Annotated in this window: 17 protein-coding genes; 11 read left to right on the top strand and 6 right to left on the bottom strand. The window is 65.6% G+C overall.

The features are described from left to right. Nucleotides 1-5 precede the first annotated feature (5 nt). Nucleotides 6-1,121: an FUSC family protein gene (locus ACYCVF_RS18005; protein WP_459598490.1), complete on the bottom strand. Its 1,116-nt coding sequence runs from the start codon at nucleotides 1,119-1,121 to the stop codon at nucleotides 6-8. A 118-nt stretch (nucleotides 1,122-1,239) separates the two neighbouring features. Between ACYCVF_RS18005 and ACYCVF_RS18000 the strand changes: the two genes are divergently transcribed. Continuing rightward, nucleotides 1,240-2,607 (top strand): MmgE/PrpD family protein, encoded by a 1,368-nt coding sequence (locus tag ACYCVF_RS18000; RefSeq protein ID WP_459598488.1) that lies wholly within the window; start codon nucleotides 1,240-1,242, stop codon nucleotides 2,605-2,607. 65 nt (nucleotides 2,608-2,672) lie between these two features. Here the strand turns inward: ACYCVF_RS18000 and ACYCVF_RS17995 are convergent, their stop codons facing one another. Both ACYCVF_RS17995 and ACYCVF_RS17990 read right to left on the bottom strand, forming a co-directional pair. After that, entirely contained in the window at nucleotides 2,673-4,100 is a 1,428-nt protein-coding gene (locus ACYCVF_RS17995; RefSeq protein WP_459598486.1) for a serine hydrolase domain-containing protein, read from the bottom strand. A gap of 143 nt (nucleotides 4,101-4,243) precedes the next feature. Continuing rightward, complete coding sequence (locus ACYCVF_RS17990; protein WP_459598484.1) at nucleotides 4,244-5,305, bottom strand: helix-turn-helix domain-containing protein; 1,062 nt, start codon at nucleotides 5,303-5,305, stop codon at nucleotides 4,244-4,246. 281 nt (nucleotides 5,306-5,586) lie between these two features. Here ACYCVF_RS17990 and ACYCVF_RS17985 point away from each other — a divergent pair, with 281 nt between their 5' ends. Then, nucleotides 5,587-6,504, top strand: a complete 918-nt coding sequence (locus tag ACYCVF_RS17985; protein WP_459598482.1) for a pirin family protein — start codon at nucleotides 5,587-5,589, stop codon at nucleotides 6,502-6,504. Between the two features lie 77 nt (nucleotides 6,505-6,581). Next, nucleotides 6,582-7,496, top strand: a complete 915-nt coding sequence (locus ACYCVF_RS17980) for a phosphoribosylaminoimidazolesuccinocarboxamide synthase (RefSeq protein ID WP_459599660.1) — start codon at nucleotides 6,582-6,584, stop codon at nucleotides 7,494-7,496. A gap of 214 nt (nucleotides 7,497-7,710) precedes the next feature. Here the strand turns inward: ACYCVF_RS17980 and ACYCVF_RS17975 are convergent, their stop codons facing one another. Both ACYCVF_RS17975 and ACYCVF_RS17970 read right to left on the bottom strand, forming a co-directional pair. Next, nucleotides 7,711-9,204, bottom strand: coding sequence for an NAD-dependent succinate-semialdehyde dehydrogenase (locus tag ACYCVF_RS17975; RefSeq protein WP_459606571.1), 1,494 nt, complete (start codon nucleotides 9,202-9,204; stop codon nucleotides 7,711-7,713). A gap of 190 nt (nucleotides 9,205-9,394) precedes the next feature. Continuing rightward, nucleotides 9,395-9,715, bottom strand: coding sequence for a hypothetical protein (locus ACYCVF_RS17970; protein ID WP_459598478.1), 321 nt, complete (start codon nucleotides 9,713-9,715; stop codon nucleotides 9,395-9,397). A 347-nt stretch (nucleotides 9,716-10,062) separates the two neighbouring features. Between ACYCVF_RS17970 and ACYCVF_RS17965 the strand changes: the two genes are divergently transcribed. Further along, nucleotides 10,063-11,256, top strand: coding sequence for a serine hydrolase domain-containing protein (locus ACYCVF_RS17965; RefSeq protein ID WP_459598476.1), 1,194 nt, complete (start codon nucleotides 10,063-10,065; stop codon nucleotides 11,254-11,256). 158 nt (nucleotides 11,257-11,414) lie between these two features. After that, nucleotides 11,415-13,109, top strand: a complete 1,695-nt coding sequence (locus ACYCVF_RS17960) for an AMP-binding protein (RefSeq protein ID WP_459599658.1) — start codon at nucleotides 11,415-11,417, stop codon at nucleotides 13,107-13,109. A gap of 107 nt (nucleotides 13,110-13,216) precedes the next feature. Here ACYCVF_RS17960 and ACYCVF_RS17955 read toward each other — a convergent pair whose 3' ends face one another. Next, nucleotides 13,217-14,218, bottom strand: a complete 1,002-nt coding sequence (locus tag ACYCVF_RS17955; RefSeq protein ID WP_459598475.1) for an adenosine kinase — start codon at nucleotides 14,216-14,218, stop codon at nucleotides 13,217-13,219. A gap of 124 nt (nucleotides 14,219-14,342) precedes the next feature. Between ACYCVF_RS17955 and murJ the strand changes: the two genes are divergently transcribed. From murJ to rimI, 6 genes are all read left to right on the top strand, one after another. Beyond that, nucleotides 14,343-15,893, top strand: a complete 1,551-nt coding sequence (gene murJ, locus ACYCVF_RS17950) for a murein biosynthesis integral membrane protein MurJ (RefSeq protein ID WP_459598474.1) — start codon at nucleotides 14,343-14,345, stop codon at nucleotides 15,891-15,893. A 73-nt stretch (nucleotides 15,894-15,966) separates the two neighbouring features. Then, entirely contained in the window at nucleotides 15,967-17,019 is a 1,053-nt protein-coding gene (gene trpS / locus ACYCVF_RS17945; RefSeq protein WP_459598472.1) for a tryptophan--tRNA ligase, read from the top strand. 90 nt (nucleotides 17,020-17,109) lie between these two features. Beyond that, on the top strand, nucleotides 17,110-17,604 hold the full coding sequence (locus tag ACYCVF_RS17940) for a universal stress protein (protein ID WP_459598470.1): 495 nt from the start codon (nucleotides 17,110-17,112) through the stop codon (nucleotides 17,602-17,604). Between the two features lie 195 nt (nucleotides 17,605-17,799). Then, on the top strand, nucleotides 17,800-18,369 hold the full coding sequence (locus ACYCVF_RS17935; RefSeq protein WP_459598468.1) for a NifU family protein: 570 nt from the start codon (nucleotides 17,800-17,802) through the stop codon (nucleotides 18,367-18,369). 89 nt (nucleotides 18,370-18,458) lie between these two features. Then, entirely contained in the window at nucleotides 18,459-19,154 is a 696-nt protein-coding gene (tsaB, locus tag ACYCVF_RS17930; RefSeq protein ID WP_459598466.1) for a tRNA (adenosine(37)-N6)-threonylcarbamoyltransferase complex dimerization subunit type 1 TsaB, read from the top strand. Beyond that, nucleotides 19,151-19,636, top strand: a complete 486-nt coding sequence (gene rimI / locus ACYCVF_RS17925; protein WP_459598464.1) for a ribosomal protein S18-alanine N-acetyltransferase — start codon at nucleotides 19,151-19,153, stop codon at nucleotides 19,634-19,636. Before tsaB ends, rimI begins: the two co-directional genes overlap by 4 nt. Nucleotides 19,637-19,665: the final 29 nt, after the last annotated feature.

The raw sequence follows: 19,665 nt of genomic DNA, 5'->3' as shown, positions 1-19,665 counted from the left end.
TTCACTCATTCCGCCACGCGCACAGACTTGTCGGTGGCGACTTCCGACCATTCACCGACGACGCGGTCGAGATCGCACAGATTCTGGTGCATCTGCTCCAGGGAGAATCCGAGCGCGAAGAAGCGCTCGGCGGTGTCGCCGGGCTGGCCGCGAATCAGGCCGTCGTGACGGACGGCGGCGACCGCCTCGGCATAGTGCTGGAGCGCGACGTGGACGGGATGGATCGGCGGCGCACCGGCGCCTTCGCGCAAGGCCGCGGCGGCCGAACGCAGGAAACGCGCGATCACGGTGGAGACCTCCGTCAGCGGAGCTGCGAGCCGCGTCTGCACGTCGGCGGGCAGCGGCACCACGGTGGCGCGACCGATCATCACGACGTCATGGCGCAGCCTCAGGACGGTCCGCAGCAAGGGGCCGGTATCGGGCCCGCTCGACAGGCGTGCGGCGCGCTCGCGTTCGGCCTCGGCGCCGATCGCGTTGAGGTTGACCATGGCGGTGCCGATGCCGTCCTGGATCCGGTGCAGCGCGTCGTTGTCCCGGCCGCGCGTGAGGCCCGCGAGCAGCTCGGCGAAGGCATCCGCGATCAGCTCGAGCAGTTTCGCCGCGCTGGCGCGAATCTGCCGCACCGCGCGCGAGGGCAGCACCAGGAAGGAGACGAGCAGACCCGTGATGGCGCCGACGGCGACCTCGCTGACCCGGTCGATCGCCGAAGCCAGGGGATCCGAGTGGTTCATGGTCGGGACCAGGAGCACGATCACGGCCGTGACCGTGGCCGCGCTGAGGCTCGGATTGATCGCGGCGATGAAGGCGAGCGGGGCGACGGAGAGCACCAGGAGCCCCAGCAGCCCGGCTTCGCTGGAATAAGGGATCAGGATCGCGATGGCGCCGCCATAGACGGCGCCGCCGATGGTGCCGAGCATGTAGTCGCGCGTCGCCTTCAGCGAGCGGCCGACGCTCATCTGGGTCACGATCAGCGAGGTCAGCACCGCCCAGAGCGGCAGCAGCAGATGCAGGGCGGTGGCGATGGCATAGGCCGCCGTCGCCGCCACGGTGACCCGGATCGCCAGCCCCAGCTGCGTCCGCCGCGACCGGATGCGGTCGAACAGCTCTCTTGCGCCTGTCATGATCAACCTTCCGGTCCTCTCGAGCCAGGCAAAAAGCATGGCTGGTGCCCGCCCCCGCAAGGCCGCTTGAAAGGCCAAATCAGCCCGCCTAACTTGCGCGCCAAAACGAGGAAACACGATGGCCCACGAAACCGCAACGCTCGCCGCCTATGTCTTCAATCTGAAATACCAGGATATTCCGGCGGAAGTGCTGGATCGCGCCAAAGTGCTGACGCTGGACTTCCTCGGCAGCGCCATCCGCGCCCGCCGCGAGGCGGAATCGACTCCGTCGATCCTGAAGATGCTGGAGGCGCTCGCGCTCGACACCAAGGGCGAATCGACCGTGTTCGGCGACAGCAAGACCTGGACGCCGGCGGTCGCGGCGCTGCTGAACGGCGCGCTCGGCCATTCCCTCGACTTCGACGACACCCACGCCGATTCCTCGCTGCATCCGAGCGCGCCGGTGGTTCCGGCCGCCTTCGCCGTCGGCGAGATGGTCGGCGCGTCCGGCCGTGACGTGCTGACCGCGATCGTGGCGGGCTATGAGGTCTGCTGCCGGCTCGGCAACGCGCTCGACCCGACCTCGCATTATGCACGCGGCTTCCACCCGACCGCGACCGCCGGCACCTATGGCGCGGCTGCGGCGGCCGGCAAGCTGTTCGGGCTCAACGAGAAGCAGCTCATCGCCGCCTTCGGCGTCTCCGGCAGCCAGGCCGCGGGCTCGCTGCAATTCTTGGTCAACGGCGCCTGGAACAAGCGCTACCAGGTCGGCGCCGCCGCGATGAACGGCGTGATCGCCGCAACGCTGGCGCGCAACGATTTCGTCGGCGCGACGGAATCGGTCGAGGGCAAGCACGGCCTGCTCGCCGGCTATACCGACGACGCGCATCCGGACAAGGCGGTGGCCGAGCTCGGCAAGACCTACGAGACCATGAAGATCGGCGTAAAGCCCTATCCGAGCTGCCGCTACACCCATGCCGCGATCGACGCGCTGATCGCGATGCGGCGCGAGCACAATCTGACACCCGACCAGGTCAAGCGCGTCGAGATCGGGCTGCACCGCAACGGCATCACGTTGACCGGCGATGCAACAACCAAGCGCCATCCGCGCTCGATCGTCGGCGGCCAGTTCTCGATGTTCTTCACCGGCGCGCTCGCGCTCGACCAGGGCTCGTTCGGCTGGGACGACTATAGCCGCCTTGGCGATGCTGCGATCGACGCGCTGGCCGACAAGTTCGACGTGGTGCAGGACGACCGGCTCGAGATCGGCCGCACCCATCCGTTCGGCGCCCGCGTCAGCATCACCACGGACGATGGCGTGCATGAGCGGCTCTATGCCGATCCCTCCGGCGAGCCGACATCCTTCCCGGACACGCAGGCCATGCAGCAGAAATTCTTGACGCTGGCGCGGCCGGTGCTGAACGCGCGGGCGGAGAAATTCGCGGATGCGATCATGACGCTCGAGCGGTTCGACCGCGTGGCAAAGGCGACAGAGCTGGGACGGTGAGACCAGCGCCGCGGCCTCTTCTTACCCTCCCCTTGAGGGCCCTCCAGGGGCGGGTAAGAAGGACATCAATCCGCACCCACCACCTTCCCCTCCTCCCGCGTCGCCGCGACCACATCGCGCACCAGATCGAAGACGCCGTCTGCTTCCGGCGGCGCGTTCGGCGAGCGGCCAAGCCGCACGATCACCAGGCGTTCTGACGGAATCACGATCGTGTACTGCCCGATGGTGCCCTTGGCGAAGAAGGCATCGCGGGGCCAGCCATGTTCGATGCGGAAGGTTGCGCCGTAGCTATTGCCCTGGTTGGTCCAGAAGCCGGCGCCGATGCCGACCCAGGCATTCGGCGTGGGCGTAGCCGTGTAGCTCACCCACCCCTCAGGCAGGATGCGCTTGCCGCCGGCGACGCCACCGTTGAGATAGAGCTGGCCGAAGCGTGCCCAGTCGCGCGCGGATGCCAGCATCTCGCTCGACCCTTCGATCGTGCCCGAACCATCGAGCTGGAGGACGACGTGGCGCATGCCGAGCGGGCCGAACAATTCGCGGCGCGCGAAGCGGAGCGCGTCAGCGGGGCTGCCGCCGACGGCGTTACGGATCAGCTGCGAGACAATCATGGAATTGCCGTCGTGATAGTTCCAGGCGGTGCCCGGTGCGGTCTCGAGCGGGATGCTCGCCGCATAAGCGGCCATGTCGGTCTCCACGAACTTCATCCTGTTGACCGGCTCGAACGTCGAGCCGAGCGAGGCCTGCAACGAGCTGCCGAGCGCAAGCCCCGCGGTGTGACGCAACAACTGATCGACGGTGATGGCATGACGCGGATCATCGCGATCCTTCCAGGTGGCGACCGGCGCCGGCCCTTCGAGCTTCAGCTTGCCCTGGCGCACCAGCATGCCTGTCAGCGCCGAGATCACCGACTTGGTCATGGAGAAGCCGAGCAGCGGCGTCTCAGGTCCAATTCCATCCGCATAGCGCTCAGCAACGACGCGGCCCGCCTTCATCACGACAATCGCGCGGGTGCGGCGATACGGCGGCCGTGTAGGCTCGGCAAAAGCGCGCTCGAGCGCTGCGGCCAGCGCCGCGCTCTGCGGCGGCACGATCCCTGGACCGGCGATCTCGGGAAGCAGCACGGGCTGCCTGTCGTCCACCGGCGGTGCCACGGCTTCAATCCTCGCATCATGCTCGAGCGTGCAGCCAAGACCCTCGCGGTAGACAGCGCGGCTGCGGCCAAGGCCGAACAGCGTCACAGTGACATCCTTGCGCGTGCGGTCCACCTGGTAGTCCATCGCCCAGCCGATCAGGCCGGCGCCAGGCATCGCATCGGTGGTCTCGGTGAAACTGCGGCTGGCATCGAGGCCGGAGACGAAGGTCTCGGAGCACAGGACGTCGGCGACGAAGCCAGTGGCGACCTTGGGCACGTCGCGGGCTCGCGCGGCGCCGAGTGCGAGGCCTGCAGAGGCTATGATGGTGACGAGGAGGACGAGCTTGCGGCGGCGGGTCACGGGCTATCTCCGGCTGGGGTGGTGCCGCCAAGGAAGCCTGAATGTGCAGGGAAGCGCCCGCCGGATTTGAAACTAACCTGGCTGAAACCCGTGCCGAGGCTCGCCGATTCTGAAATTTCGACGTAATTACAAGGCAGTGGAATCTAGGCGGCGTTCACCTTCAGCCGCCGGTACTCCGTCGGCGTCACGCCCGTGACCGCCTTGAAGGCGCGGTTGAACGGGCCGAGCGACTGGAAGCCGGCATCCATCGCGATGGTGATGACGGGGACCTCGATCTGGGCGGGGTCGGCGAGCGCGGCCTTGGCCTCCTCGATCCGGTGGTTGTTCAGGAACACATTGAAGTTGCGATAGCCGAGCCGTTGATTGATCAGTCGGCGCAGGCGGTATTCGGGAATCTTGAGCCGGCCCGCCAGCGCACCGATGGTGATGTTCTCCTGACGGTAGATGCGCTCGTCGGCCATCAGCCGCATCAGCGCATCGACGAGTTTCCGGTCGGCAGCGTCCTCGATTGCAGCGGCATGGCTCGGAGCAGTCGCCGGCGCCGGCTCCGCAACAGGCAGAAACAGATCGGCGCCATCGACACGCATCATCGCATAGGCGATGGCCGCGACGACGCAGGCGAGCACGCCGGTATTGATCGTGTCGGCGACATCGCCAGCGCTGCCGGCAACGAGGATCTGGAGCACGGCATTCAAGCTGCCATAGAGGGCCGCCGCACACACAATGAAGACGCGAACACGGCGACGACGTTCGACCAGATCGGCCGACCACGAATTGATCGTCTGCGCAACCGCGAGGCCGATGAAGCCGAGCACGATCAGATCGGCCGCAATGACCTGGAAGCGCATGTTTCCGCCGGGGGCGACCCAGAGGCACCCGACAAGGCTGAAGGCAGTCACCGCCGCCCAGATCAATCCGTGCCACCATTGCAGGCGAAACTCGTCATCGAACAGCGCGCGCGTGAATAGCCAGAACACCACGATGTTGCCAGTCGAGAGCGCAATCAGCGGTGCATGCCAGGCCGGGACCAGCGACGATACGCCGATCGAATAGCTCGCCGCATGCGCGGCCGAGCCGAGCGCGAAGGCAGCGCCGAGGCGGGCGGCGAGGACATTACGGAAATCCGCGACGAGTGAGGCCGTCAAAACCAGCAGCAACGCGACGCTGGCGGAACGGAAGGCAAGCTCGGTTGCGGCAAGGGTCATCGGCTGCGGCGATCGGTCGTGGTTGGAAGCAGCCGAACATCGTTCGTCACGCTCGACTTTTCAAGGACCATCCACACCACAACTGTCATCGTCCGGCTTGCCGTCTTCGCCAGAGCTTCGCCGGCCGAGCACCGCTATCGCCCGGGATGCCCGGTCGAGCCGGGGCATGACAGCAGAGCATGGAGCTATTGTCGTCCGCGCCATCCGGGCCCGGCTTTGCCGCGACGATGCCGCGAAATCCTGCTACGATCGGACTCACTGAGATACAGAAGGAGTCCCCCATGAGCTGGCAACCCTCGAACGATCCCGTGCTCGGCGATCCCATGTCCTGCGATGCGCTCGATCTCGTCATCGTGCCGCGGACGCGCGATCTCGGCGATGGATTCGCGGTGCGCCGCGCGCTGCCGCATGGCAAGCGGCAGATGGTGGGGCCCTTCATCTTCTTCGATCATTTCGGCCCCGTGCAGTTCGTCTCCGGCAAGGGCATGGACGTGCGGCCGCATCCGCATATCGGGCTCGCGACCGTCACTTATCTGTTCGACGGCGCGATCATGCATCGCGACAGCGAGGGTAACGTCCAGGAGATCGCGCCAGGCGCGATGAATCTGATGACGGCCGGCCGCGGCATCGCTCATTCCGAACGCACGCCGGATACGCAGCGCGCTTCGGGTCAGAAGATGCTCGGCCTGCAGAGCTGGATCGCGCTGCCGGTCGGATCGGAAGAGATCGCGCCGTCGTTTCAGCATTATGCTGCGGGAGACTTGCCGATGATCACCGAACGGGATTTCACGGCACGCGTGATCGCGGGCTCGTCCTTCGGCATCGCCTCACCCGTCACGATGGTATCGCCCTGGTTCTACACCGAGGTCACGGCAGTGGCGGGCGCGAGCGTTCCGCTCGATCCTGATCACGAGGAACGTGCGATTTACGTGGTGGACGGCGAGGTCGAGATCGCGAACGAACGTTACGAGGGGCCACGGCTCCTGATCTTCCGACCGGGCGACCGCATCACCGTGAAGGCGCTCAAGGCGACTCGGATGATGTTTCTTGGTGGTGATGCGCTGGAAGGCCCGCGCCACATCTGGTGGAATTTCGTGTCCTCCAGCAAGGAGCGCATCGAGCAGGCCAAGCAGGACTGGAAAACAGGTCGCTTCGCGGCAGTTCCACAGGAACACGAGTTCATTCCGCTGCCGGAATAAGCTATCCCGGTGTCCGGCTGCGCCATCCGGCGTGGCCGGATTATTGCCTGAAGGCCCTGCCTGCGAAAGCCATGCCGATGACCACCATGCTCTCCAGCGACCTGCCGCTGCCCAAGATCGGACGCGGCAAGGTGCGCGACATCTACGCCATCGACGACGACCGCCTGCTGCTCGTCACCACGGACCGGATCAGCGCCTTCGATGTGGTGATGGGCGAGACCATACCGATGAAGGGCGCGGTGCTGACGCAGATCAGCGCGTTCTGGTTCAACGAGCTCGAAGGCGTTGTGCCGCATCACATGATCAGCGCCGACACCGACGAGATCATCGCGGCCGTGCCGGCGTTGCAACAGCATCGCGCCGATATCCTCGGCCGCGCCATGCTGTGCAAGCGGACCACCGTTTTCCCGATCGAATGCGTGATCCGCGGCTATCTTTCAGGCTCGGCCTGGAAGGAATATGCCGCGAGCGGCACGCTGGCCGGCGAGAAGCTGACGGCGGGCCTCGTCGAGACCGAGAAGCTGGAGCCTGCGATCTTCAGCCCGGCGACCAAGGCCGAGAGCGGCCATGACGAGAACATCACGATCGCGCGGATGCGCGAGGTCGTCGGCGACGAGGTCGCCTACACCCTGGAGAGCATGACGCGCGCGATCTACACGCTCGGCGAGGAGCTGGCGCGCGAGCAGGGCATCATCATCGCCGACACCAAGTTCGAGTTCGGCCGCGACAAGGAGGGACGCATCATCCTCATCGACGAGGTCATGACGCCGGATTCCTCGCGCTTCTGGGCGGTGGATGCCTACAAGCCCGGCCAGCCGCAGGCGAGCTTCGACAAGCAGCCCTTGCGCGATTATCTCGACGTCGAACGCCGCGCCGGCCGCTGGAACGGCGACGCCCCGCCGCCCCCGCTGCCAGCGAGCGTCGTGGACGCAACCAGCAAACGATATCTGGAAGCGTATCGGCGCGTGACGGGGACAGAGCTGAAGATTTAGGCTTCGGCATCCTCTCGCTCCGTCATAGCGAGGAGCCCTCGACAAAATTGCGTAGCAATTTTGCGCTGGTGCGACGAAGCAATCCAGGTTGCCTCTGTGGAGGGTCTGGATTTGCTTCGCGGAGCCTGTCATCGGGCCGCGCTTCGCGCGGACCCGTTGACCCGCAATGACCTGGAGAGATCGGTGCTCCCCGATGAAGGAGGGAACGAGCCCCTCAAACTCCGGCCATCATCACGTATTTGATCTCGACATATTCCTCCATGCCGTGATGCGAGCCTTCGCGGCCGAGGCCACTCTCCTTGACGCCGCCGAAGGGCGCGACCTCAGTCGTGATGAGGCCGGTGTTGACGCCGACCATGCCGGATTCCAGCGCCTCGGCGACGCGCCAGACGCGGCCGAGATCGCGGGAGTAGAAGTAGGAGGCAAGGCCGAACGGCGAGGCGTTGCACATCGCAATCACATCGGCTTCGTCCTTGAAGCGGATGACCGGCGCAAGCGGGCCGAAAGTTTCTTCCTGCGCCACCGGCGAGTCCGGCTTGACGTCGGCGAGCACGGTCGGCTCGAAGAAGGAGCGTCCGAGCTCACTGCGCTTGCCGCCGGTGACGACCTTGGCGCCGCGCTTCACGGCATCGGCGATGTGGCGCTCGACCTTGTCGACCGCTTTCAAATTGATCAGCGGGCCCTGGGTGACGCCGCTCTCGGTGCCGTCGCCGATCTTCATCGCCGCGACCTTCTTCGACAGCTTTTGCACGAACTCGTCGTAGATCTTGTCCTGGGCGTAGAGACGGTTGGCACAGACGCAGGTCTGCCCCATGTTGCGGTATTTCGAGACGATGGCACCTTCGACCGCGGCGTCGATATCGGCGTCGTCGAACACCACGAACGGCGCGTTGCCGCCGAGCTCGAGGCCGAGCCGCTTCACGCCGACGGAAGCCTGCTGATAGAGGATCTTGCCAACCGCGGTCGAGCCGGTGAAGCCGACGAAGCGTACGGCCGGATGCTCGCACAACACCTTGCCGATCGGCGGCGCGTCACCCGTGACGATGTTGAAGACGCCCTTGGGCACACCAGCCTTCTCGGCCAACGCGGCAAGCGCGAGCGCCGACAGCGGCGTCTCGTTGGCGGGCTTGAGCACCACGGTGCAGCCGGCCGCCAGCGCCGGCGAGACCTTTCGGGTGATCATCGAGTTCGGGAAATTCCACGGCGTGATCGCGCCGCAGACGCCGATCGGCTGCTTGATCGCGAGCAGCCGCGCATCAGGCCGCTGCGTCGGAATGGTCTCGCCATAGACCCGCCGCGCCTCCTCGGCGAAGAACTCGACATAGGCGCCGCCGATATCGACCTCGCCGAGCGCCTCGGTGAGCGGCTTGCCCTGCTCGGAAGTGAGGATCAGCGCGAGGTCCTCGCGATTGGCGATGATCAGCTCGAACCATTTGCGCAGGATGTTGGAGCGCTGCTTGGCCGTGTGCTTCGCCCAGGCCGGAAAGGCGCGCTCGGCGGCTTCGACCGCCTTGGTCGTCTCCTCCGCACCGAGCTGCGGAACCTTGGCAAACTCGACGCCGGTGGCGGGATTGTTGACGGCAAAGACCGGCGTGCCGACCCAGGCGCCGTCGATATAGCAGGCTTCCTTGAGCAGCGACGGGTCTTTCAACCGGTCGCGCAGATTGGACGAGGCTTGCGGAGCGCGTGCGGCGGCGGTCTGGGTCATGGCGTTACTCCTGTAGCGATCGGATCGGGCCGGAATATAGGGATAGACGGCGCGCAATGCACCGCCCGGCAACGCACATCAGATGGCAGCGAGGCTCGGAGCCGAGTGTCCCTGACCTCTCCCCAAGTGGGCCCAAGTGGGAGAGGTCGGCAGCGCGGGCACGGAAACAGCTCTGCGCGCCGCGGCCTAGTTACGCCGCGCCGCTCATATAGGTTTCGCGGCGGCCGATCATGCGCTCGGCCGCTGCCTTGGCGTCGGCCTTCGTGGACGTCGCGCACGTCCGATACTCGAGATCGGGGACATGTGAGGTGTCGCGGCGGCCGAACCATGATTTTGAGCCGACCGGCAGCAGCGCCAGTGCCTGCGCCAGATTGTCGACCGCGCCAAAGGAATAGAGTGCGCCGGTGCCGGCGATGCGGACCTCGTAGACGCCGGGCGAGATGGGCGCCTCCAGGTTCTCGCCGCGTCCCGGACGGGGATAGCGCTTCCATTCACTCCAGGTCGAAATCATCTGAGGTCCCCCTTGCCGCCCATCCGCGGCCGCAACATTTGCATCAAGTCTTAATCGGCCATCGATCAGGCCGGGTGCAGAACGCGGCCGCTCACGAAATGTTTCATGCGTCTGAAAACTCACGAAGCATATCGTCCGAAGCCCATCGAAGGTGAGGGCGAACTCCGGTCATCCACCGCAGATTGTGAGCGAGCGCCGCCGATCGTCCCTGTTGTCGTCGTGCTTCGGACCCAGACCGTCAAGTCACGACATCGCGACCACCGCGGGCATCTTTACGCGCTTGCCGTACGGGGCGTGCAGTAGGACAATCCATCACTTCCAACAATAATCAAAACGGAGGATTCACCATGCAAAGCAAAGCCGAGATCGACGAGATTCTGCGCCAGAAGAGCGACGCCAAGGAGATTCCCGGCGTCGTCGCCATCGCCGCCAGCGGTAACGACGTGCTGTATCAGGGCGCGTTTGGCGAGCGTGACCTGTCGAAGCCCGACGCGATGACCGCGGACAGCGTGTTCTGGATCGCCTCGATGACGAAGGCGGTGACCACGGCGGGCGCGATGCAGCTGGTCGAGCAAGGCAAGCTGTCGCTGGACGCGCCGATCGGCGATGTGCTGCCCGACCTCGCCAAGCCGCAGGTGCTCGAAGGCTTCGACGCCAAGGGCGAGGCGAAGCTGCGCCCGGCGAAGGGACCGATCACCCTGCGCCAGCTCATGACCCACACCGCCGGCTTCTGCTACAATATGTGGAACGGCGATCTCGCGGTCTATCTGGACAAGAACGGCATTCCCGCCATCACCACCTGCCAAAACGCGGCACTGAAGACTCCGATCATGAGCGACCCCGGCACGCGCTGGGAATACGGAACGAACATCGATTTCGTCGGCAAGGCGGTGGAAGCCGTCAGCGGCAAGCGGCTCGACGCTTACCTGCGCGACAATCTGTTCGCCCCGCTCGGCATGAACGACACGGCCTTCAAGATCACCGACGACATGCGCAGGCGCCTCGTCGGCATGCACGCGCGCGGCGAGGACGGCCAGCTGGCTGCCATCCCGTTCGAGCTCGAACAGGAGCCGGAATTCCACATGGGTGGCGGCGGCCTCTACTCGACCGCGGCAGACTACATCAGGTTCACCCAGATGATCCTGAACAAGGGTCGCGGCAATGGCAACCAGGTGCTGAAAGCCGAGACTGTCGCGACCATGGGGCAGAACCAGATCGGCGACCTCGCCATGGGCAAGATGACCACGGCGGCACCGATGTACACCAATGACGTCGATCTCTATCCGGAGCAGGTGAAGAAATGGGGCCTCAGCTTCATGATCAACACCGCCAAGACTGCGGAAGGGCGCAGCCCCGGTAGCCTCGCCTGGGCAGGCCTCGCAAACACCTACTACTGGATCGATCCGGCACGCGATGTCACCGGCGTGATCCTGATGCAGCTATTGCCGTTCGCGGACGCGAAATGCCTAGAGGCGTTCGCGGGCTTCGAGCGCGGGGTCTATGCCGGGCTCGACGCCGGGAGCGGCCAGAAGGCGGCGTAACGGTGCGACTCTCACCACCCGTCATGGCCGGGCTTGTCCCGGCCATCCACGTGCAGCCGCAGGCCACAAAGACGTGGATGCCCGGGTCAAGCCCGGGCATGACGACTGAGGGACTATGCTGGGTATTTTGACGAGAGGATTTCGACTTGGCTGATAATTTGGCGGTTAAGGCGGACAGCTACGTTTGCGGCATCTCGGACGCGCCGCTGCTCGGCGACACCATCGGTCGCAGCCTCGACCGCGCGGTGCGGCGCTGGGGCGATCGCGAGGCGCTGGTTTCGCCTAGCCACGGCGTCAGATGGACCTGGAGAGAACTCGCCGAACGGGTCGATGCGCTCGCCGCGGGCTTTCTCGCGCTCGGGCTCGAACGCGGGGATCGGATCGGCATCTGGTCGCTGAACCGGCCGGAATGGACGCTGACCCAGTTCGCCGCTGCCAGGGCCGGCCTGATCCTGGTGACGATCAACCCGGCCTACCGGCTCAGTGAGCTGGAATTCGCGCTGAAGAAGGTCGGCTGCTCTGCGATCGTCACCGCAACGGCGTTCAAGACCAGCAATTACATGGAGATGCTCAACACGCTGCTGCCGGAGCTGGCGGACGCCAAGCCCGGACAGTTGCAGGCGGCGCGATTGCCGGCCTTGCGGATGGTGATCCAGATCGGCGGCCCGGCGGCCCCAGGCACTATCGCGTTCGAGGAGGTCGCGCGCATGGGCCGGGCACAGCATCGCGAGCAGCTTGCCGCGCTCGGCGCCGCCCTGCAATTCGACGACCCCGTCAATATCCAGTTCACCAGCGGCACCACGGGATCGCCGAAAGGCGTGACGCTGACCCACCACAACATCCTCAACAACGGCTATTTCACCGGCCGTGCGATGCGTCTCACCGAACAGGATCGCATCTGCATTCCGGTCCCCCTCTATCATTGCTTCGGCATGGTGATGGGCAACCTCGCCTCGGTCACGCTCGGCACCACCATGGTCTACCCGGGCGAGGGCTTTGATCCGCTCGCGACGCTGCGTGCGGTCGAGCAGGAGAAATGCACCGCCCTGTACGGCGTGCCGACCATGTTCATCGCCGAACTCGATCACCCCGAGTTCAAGACGTTCAATCTGAAATCCCTGCGGACCGGCATCATGGCCGGCGCGCCCTGCCCAATCGAGGTGATGAAGCGCGTCAACACCGAGATGAACATGCGCGAGGTCACCATCGCCTATGGAATGACCGAGACCAGCCCGGTCAGCTTCCAGAGCGCCACCGACGATCCGCTCGAGCGGCGCGTCTCCACGGTCGGCCGCATTCACCCGCATGTCGAGGTGAAGGTCGTCGATCTCGAAGGCAAGATCGTCGAGCGCGGCGAACGCGGCGAGCTCTGCACCCGCGGCTACAGCGTCATGCTGGGCTATTGGGAGGAGCAGGAAAAGACGGCCGACGTGCTCGACGCCAATGGCTGGATGCATACCGGCGACCTCGCCACCATCGACGACGAGGGCTATTGCAACATCGTCGGCCGCATCAAGGATCTGGTGATCCGCGGCGGCGAGAATCTCTACCCGCGCGAGATCGAGGAGTTTCTGTACCGTCACCCCAGGATCCAGGACGTGCAGATTTTCGGCGTCGCCGACACCCGCTACGGCGAGGAGCTCTGCGCCTGGATTCGCGTCAGGCCGGGCGAGACGCTGACGGCCGAGGAGGTCCGCGCCTTCTGCGACGGCCAGATCGCCCACAACAAGATCCCGCGCTATGTCGAGTTCGTCGATGAATTCCCGATGACCGTGACGGGCAAGATCCAGAAATTCGTGATGCGTGATGCGGTGGAGCAGCGGCTGGGATTGAAGGCGGCGAAGACGGCGTGAGGCACATCGTCATTGCGAGGAGCTCTCGCGACGAAGCAATCCAGAATCTCTCCGCAGAGGAGACTGGATTGCTTCGCTGCGCTCGCAATGACGGAGAGAGACGAGCCTTAACCCGTCAGCCCGCGCTGCTCGGCCAATTCCTTCAGAGAGACCTGCGGACGCGCGCCGATGTGCTGAATCACTTCGGCGGCGGCGAGCGCGCCGAGTTCGCCGCACTGCTTGTAGGCGAGATTGCGCGCGAGGCCATACAGGAAGCCGGCAGCGAAGAGATCGCCGGCGCCTGTGGTGTCGATCACCTTGTCGACCGGAAAGGCGGGAGCTGCGACGGCGTCTTCCACCGAGACCACCATGCAGCCCTTCTCGCTGCGGGTGACGACGCCGAGATTGACGTCGTTGCGCAGCTGCTTCAGCGCGCTGTCGAAGTCCGAGGTCATGTAGAGCGAATGCAGCTCGGATTCGTTGGCGAACACGATGTCGACGGTCCCGTTGCGCATCAGCGAGAGAAACTCGTCGCGATAACGGTCGACGCAGAAGGAATCCGACAGCGTCAGCGCCACCTTGCGCCTGGCGTCATGGGCGATCGTGGCCGCCTTGACGAAGGCATCCTTGGCGTTCTTGGGGTCCCAGAGATAACCCTCGAGATAGACGATGCCGGCAGAAGCGATCTCGGCCGGGTCGATGTCGGCGGGCGAGAGGTCCTGCGCTGCGCCGAGATAGGTGTTCATGGTGCGCTCGCCGTCGCCGGTGACCAGGATGTAGGAGCAGCCCGTGGCGGGGCCGTCCGTGGCGGCGGGCGTGTTGAAGGCGACACCGGCGGCGCGGATGTCGTGGACATAGAGCTTGCCGATCTGGTCGTCCTTGACCTTGCCGACATAGGCGGCGCGCGCCCCCAGGCTGCCGATGCCGACGATGGTGTTGGCGGCCGATCCGCCCGAGACTTCCGTGGCCGGGCCCATGTCCTTGTAGATGGCCGCCGCCCGCGCCTCGTCGATCAGCGACATGCTGCCCTTGGCCATGCCATGCCTGGCCAGAAAGGCCTCGTCGGTCCTGACCAGCACGTCGAACAGTGCGTTGCCGATGCCGAGGACGTCATATTTCACGTCAGCCATTCACCTTGATCCTGTTTGCCGGATTGCGATTGCCGGGGAAATCCGCTTCCTGTCGGCCTGAAATCTGGCTCGCGGCCTATCACGACCGGGCCGGCGCGGGCAAGCAACGGTATTCTCGAGAGCAATGATCCGCTCCTTCCTCACCGTCTCGACGGGAACATTGGCCTCGCGGCTGCTGGGCTTTGCCCGCGATTCCATGATCGCGGCGCTGCTCGGCACCGGCGCGGTGGCGGACGCGTTTCTCGCGGCGTTTCAGCTCGTCAACGTGGTGCGCCGGCTGCTCAGCGAGGGCGCGCTGAACGCGGCGCTGATCCCGGCCTTGCTGCGGATTCGCGACCGCGACGGGGCGGCAGCCGCAGCTGCGTTCGCCGGACGCGTGCTCGGCACGGTCAGCGCGGCGCTGATCGCGATTTCGATCCTGATCGCATTGCTGATGCCGCTGGTCATCACGGTCGTCGCGCCGGGATTCCTCGGCAGCGGCACGCTCGATCTCGCAGTTGAGTACGCGCGGCTGATGCTGCCCTACCTCGCCTTCGCCGGTCCCGTCACCGTGCTGATGGGGTTGCTCAATGCACAGGGCCGTTTCGCGCTGACGGCGTTCTCGCCTCTGTTGTTCAACATCGCGCTGATCGCCGCGATCGCGATGCTGCTCGTCTGGCATGCAGACGCCAGCTTCGCTGCGTGGATCCTGGCGGGCACCGTCGGTATCGCCGGCCTGCTGCAACTCCTGATGCTGCTGTCGCAGCGAAGCGCACATCTTGCGACGCCGCTGCGCGCCAGTTTCGGCAAGGAGATGCGCGGCTTCTTCGCCAAGGCGATCCCCGGCATGCTCGCAAGCTCGGGACCGCAATGGCTGATGGTGGCGGGCGCGATCATCGCCTCGGCGACGCCTTCCGCAGTGTCCTGGCTCTATTTCGCCAACCGCCTGATCGAGCTGCCGCTCGGCATCGTCGGCGTCGCCATGGGAACGGTGCTGGTGCCGGAGCTGACGCGCGCAGTGAGCAGCGGCGATCGCGATGCGGTGGCGCATGCCGAATCGCGTGCGCTGGAGCTTGCGACCGGGTTGGCGCTGCCGGCCACGCTCGGACTGATCGTCCTGGCCGAGCCGATCGTGCGGCTGCTGTTCGAGCATGGCGCGTTCGGCGCGCAGGACAGCGCGGCGACGGCGCAGGCGTTGATGTGGCTGGCACTGGGCCTGCCGGCGCATGTGCTGATCAAGGCGTTATCGCCTGCCTTTTATGCCCGCAGCGACACGATGACGCCGCTGATCGCCACCGCCCAAGGCTTTGTGGTCGCCGTCGTGCTTGCCGTCCTGCTCGGCCATCTCTTCGGCACGAGCGGGATCGCCGCAAGCATCGCGGCCGGCGCCTGGAGCAGCGCGCTTTCGCTGCTCCGCAAGGGCACGCGCGAGTTCGGCTTCTCGGTCGACGCAAGCGCCCGCAAGCGGCTGCCGCGGATCGTGCTCGCCGCCGCTGCCATGGGCACGCTGCTCTGGCTGACTTCAGGCCTCGTGGCGGCCTCGGCCCATGGCTTCATCGATTTCATCGTGCTCGGCGCGCAGATCGCGGCCGGAATGGCCGTCTACGGCCTGCTGCTGCATATCCTCGGAGCGGTGTCCTGGCGCGAAGCGGCCGTCGTCCTGAAGCGGCCCGCCCCGGACGACCGGCAGGACTGACCTCGCGAATTGCCCTTGACGGGGCAGCGCCGCTGTTGGAAACGACGGCCAAATACCTATGAGAAGGCTGACCATGGCATTCGTTGAACGGGTCTTTTCGGGCGTCCAGCCGACGGGCAATCTGCACCTCGGCAACTACCTCGGCGCGATCGTCAACTTCGTGAAGATGCAGGAAACCCACAACTGCATTTATTGCGTCGTCGACATGCACGCGATCACGCAAGGCGTCGACGTCTGGGGCGGCCCGGCCGAGCTCACCCGCAGCACCCGCGAGGTGACCGCGGCCTTCATCGCCGCCGGCATCGATCCCGAGAAGCACATCGTGTTCAACCAGAGCCAGGTCTCTGGACATGCCGAGCTCGCCTGGATCTTCAACTGCGTCGCACGGATGGGCTGGCTGGGCCGCATGACCCAGTTCAAGGAGAAGGCCGGCAAGGATCGGGAGAACGCGTCGGTCGGGCTGTTCGACTATCCCGTGCTGATGGCGGCCGACATCCTGCTGTACCGCGCCACCCACGTTCCGGTCGGCGAGGACCAGAAGCAGCATCTCGAGCTCTCCCGCGACATCGCACAGAAGTTCAACAATGATTTCGGCGACTCGATCCGCGCGCAGGGCGCCAACGACGGCCTGTTCTTCCCGCTGCCGGAACCCCTGATCACAGGCCCGGCGACGCGCGTGATGAGCCTGCGCGACGGCACCAAGAAGATGTCGAAGTCGGATGCCTCCGACAATTCACGCATCAACCTCACCGACGACGCCGACACCATCGCGCAGAAGATCCGCAAGGCCAAGACCGATCCGGAGCCGTTGCCGTCAGAGGAGAAGGGCCTGGAAGCCCGCCCCGAAGCCGACAACCTCGTCGGCATCTTCGCCGCGCTCTCCGGCCGCCCCAAGGCGGACGTGCTGCGAGAATTCGGCGGCGGCCAGTTCTCCAGCTTCAAGAACGCGCTGGCGGAGCTGTGCGTCACAAAGCTCGCGCCGATCGCCGGCGAGATGAAGCGCCTCGTGGCCGATCCCGGCCATATCGACGCGATCCTGAACGACGGCGCCGATCGGGCGCGCGCCATCGCCGACGAGACCATGAAGCTCTCGAAGGACATCGTCGGCTTCATCCGCCGGCGCTAGAACGGTCGGCGCCATGGCGCCGATCGCGTCTCCTCTCCCCAAGCGGGAAGGAGTGTGGCAGCATACGGCCATGCACTCGCCGGGACATGCATGACCAGCAAGCGACTTTGCTTCGAGCCGGGTCACAAGCCCAAATGCCTCGTCGTCGTCGACGACACCGCTGAATGGGATCGCGCGGTTTACTATGCCAGCCGCTGGGCGATCCGCGCCGGCGGCGGCGTGGTGATGCTGCGCATCATCGAGCCGGAGCAGCAGAGCCAGGAATGGCTTGGGGTCGCCGACATCATGCGCGCCGAGGCGCATGAAGCGGCGGAGGCCGCGCTCGACCGCGCCGCCGGCCGCGCCAACGGCATCGCCGCGATCACGCCGGAACGGGTGATCCGGGAGGGCGGCGCGATGGAACAGCTGCTCGCTGTCATCGACGAGGACCCCGACATCGCCATGCTGGTGCTCGCCGCCAATCCCGGCGCGGAAGGGCCGGGACCGCTGGTCTCGCTGCTCGCGCATGAGCTGGGTGCGTTTCCGATACCGGTAACCATCATCTCGGGCGCGCTGAGCGACGAAAGCGTGGATTCGCTGTCGTAGATCCCTTGGGAGGCGGCCTGTTGCTGCTCATGGCCGGGACAAGCCCAGGTCATGAAGCCTTGCGGTTTCAGCACCCTAACCTACTGATACAACAACGAAACAGCCCCCTGCCCCCTTGATCGTGCGTTCGCCGTCGCCATCTGCTAGTGGATAGGGTACGCGCCGGCCTTGAACCGGCGACGTCTGGAGAAAACCATGTTCATTCAAACCGAAGCCACCCCCAATCCCGCCACGCTGAAATTCATTCCCGGCCGCGTCGTGGTCGACGGCAGTCCGGTGGAGTTTTCGAGCCGTGAAGCCGCTTCCCGCTCGCCGCTCGCCGAAAAGCTGTTCGACGTGCCCGGCGTCACCGGCGTGTTCTACGGATCGGATTTCATCACCGTGACCAAGGCGAACGGTGAATGGCAGCAGCTCAAGCCGGCGATACTCGGTGCCATCATGGAGCACTACATGTCCGGCGCGCCGCTGCTCGCCGACGGTGCGGCTGCCGATGATGCCGATCTCGACGATGAGGACGAGTTCTTCGACGAGGCCGATGCCGAGACGGTCGACATGATCAAGGACCTGATCGAGACCCGGGTGCGGCCGGCGGTCGCCAATGACGGAGGCGACATCACTTTCCGCGGATTCAAGGACGGCATCGTCTATCTCAACATGAAGGGTTCTTGCGCCGGCTGCCCGTCATCGACCGCGACGCTCCAGCACGGCATCCAGAACCTCCTGAAGCATTTCGTGCCCGACGTGGTCGAAGTCCGGCCGATGTGATCGGCCAGCGAAATGGCGAGTAGCGAATGGCGAACGGCGTTTCGATCGGCTAGACTGTTCGACATTCGCCACTCGCCATTTGCTTTTTCATGCTGATCCTCGCCATCGATACTGCGCTCGACGCCTGCGCGGCCGCCGTGCTCGACACCGAAACGGCCGAGCTGCGCGCGCAGGAATCGATGCTCATGAAGCGCGGCCACGCCGAGGCCCTGATGCCGCTGATCGCGCGGGTGATGCAATCCGCCGATCTCGCCTTCACCGCGCTCGATCGCATCGCCGTCACCGTCGGTCCCGGAAGCTTCACGGGCCTGCGCGTCGGCATTTCGGCGGCGCGCGGCCTTGCGCTCGCGGCCGAGCGGCCGGCCGTCGGCCTGACCACCCTGTCGGCCTATGCCGCCGCCGTCGTGGGGCAGAGCGGAACGGCGCCCGTGCTCTCCGCAATCGATGCGCGGCACGATCACGTCTATTTCCAGATCGTCGCCGGCGACGGCAGCCAGTTGGTGCGACCTAAAGTCGCCTCCATCGACGAGGCGATCGCGGCCTCGCAATTCGGCGCGCCGCATCTGGTCGGCAATGCCGCAAAGATCCTCGCCGATCGCTGGCCGAAGGATGCAGCGCAACCCATTGCGGTCGACGCGCAAGCCGCACCCGATATCGGCTGGGTCGCCTGGCTCGGCGCCGCCGCCAATCCCGACACCACGCCGGCAAGGCCGTTCTATCTGAAGGCGCCCGACGCAAAGCCGGCGTCGCAGAAGCCGCTCGCAGCACAAGCCGCAACCTCATGATGGGACGGCTGTCGGAGTGGTGGCACGGCGGCAGCGCCGTCGTCGAGCCGGCGACCTTGAGCGATGCCGCGCGGCTCGCGCAGCTGCACGGCGCCTCGTTCGCGCGCGGCTGGGGCGAAGGCGAGTTCGAGAGCATGCTCAGCGAGCGCAACACGCTGGTGCAGCGCTTGCGTCTCGGCCGCAAGACGATCGGCTTTGCGGTGTCGCGGATCGGTGCGGACGAAGCGGAGATTCTCTCGATTGCGGTGGACGGGGCTTATCGCGGCCGCGGCCTCTCCCGGACGCTGCTGATGACCCATCTCGGCCACCTCGCCGGGCGCGGCGTGCGCACAATATTTCTCGAGGTGGAGGAAAACAACCAGCCGGCGCGGCGGCTCTACGATCGGGCCGGATTCGTGGTGGTCGGGCGCCGCGATCGCTACTATAAGCAGCCTAACGGGGAACAATTGAATGCCCTTCTGATGCGACGTGACTTGTCGTAACATTGGTGGCAGAAAGCGCCTCCGCCAGG

The sequence above is a fragment of the Bradyrhizobium cedriense genome (assembly GCF_054602315.1).
The sequence above is the reverse complement of the archived record's forward strand: the minus strand, read 5'-3'. Positions and strand labels throughout refer to the sequence as shown.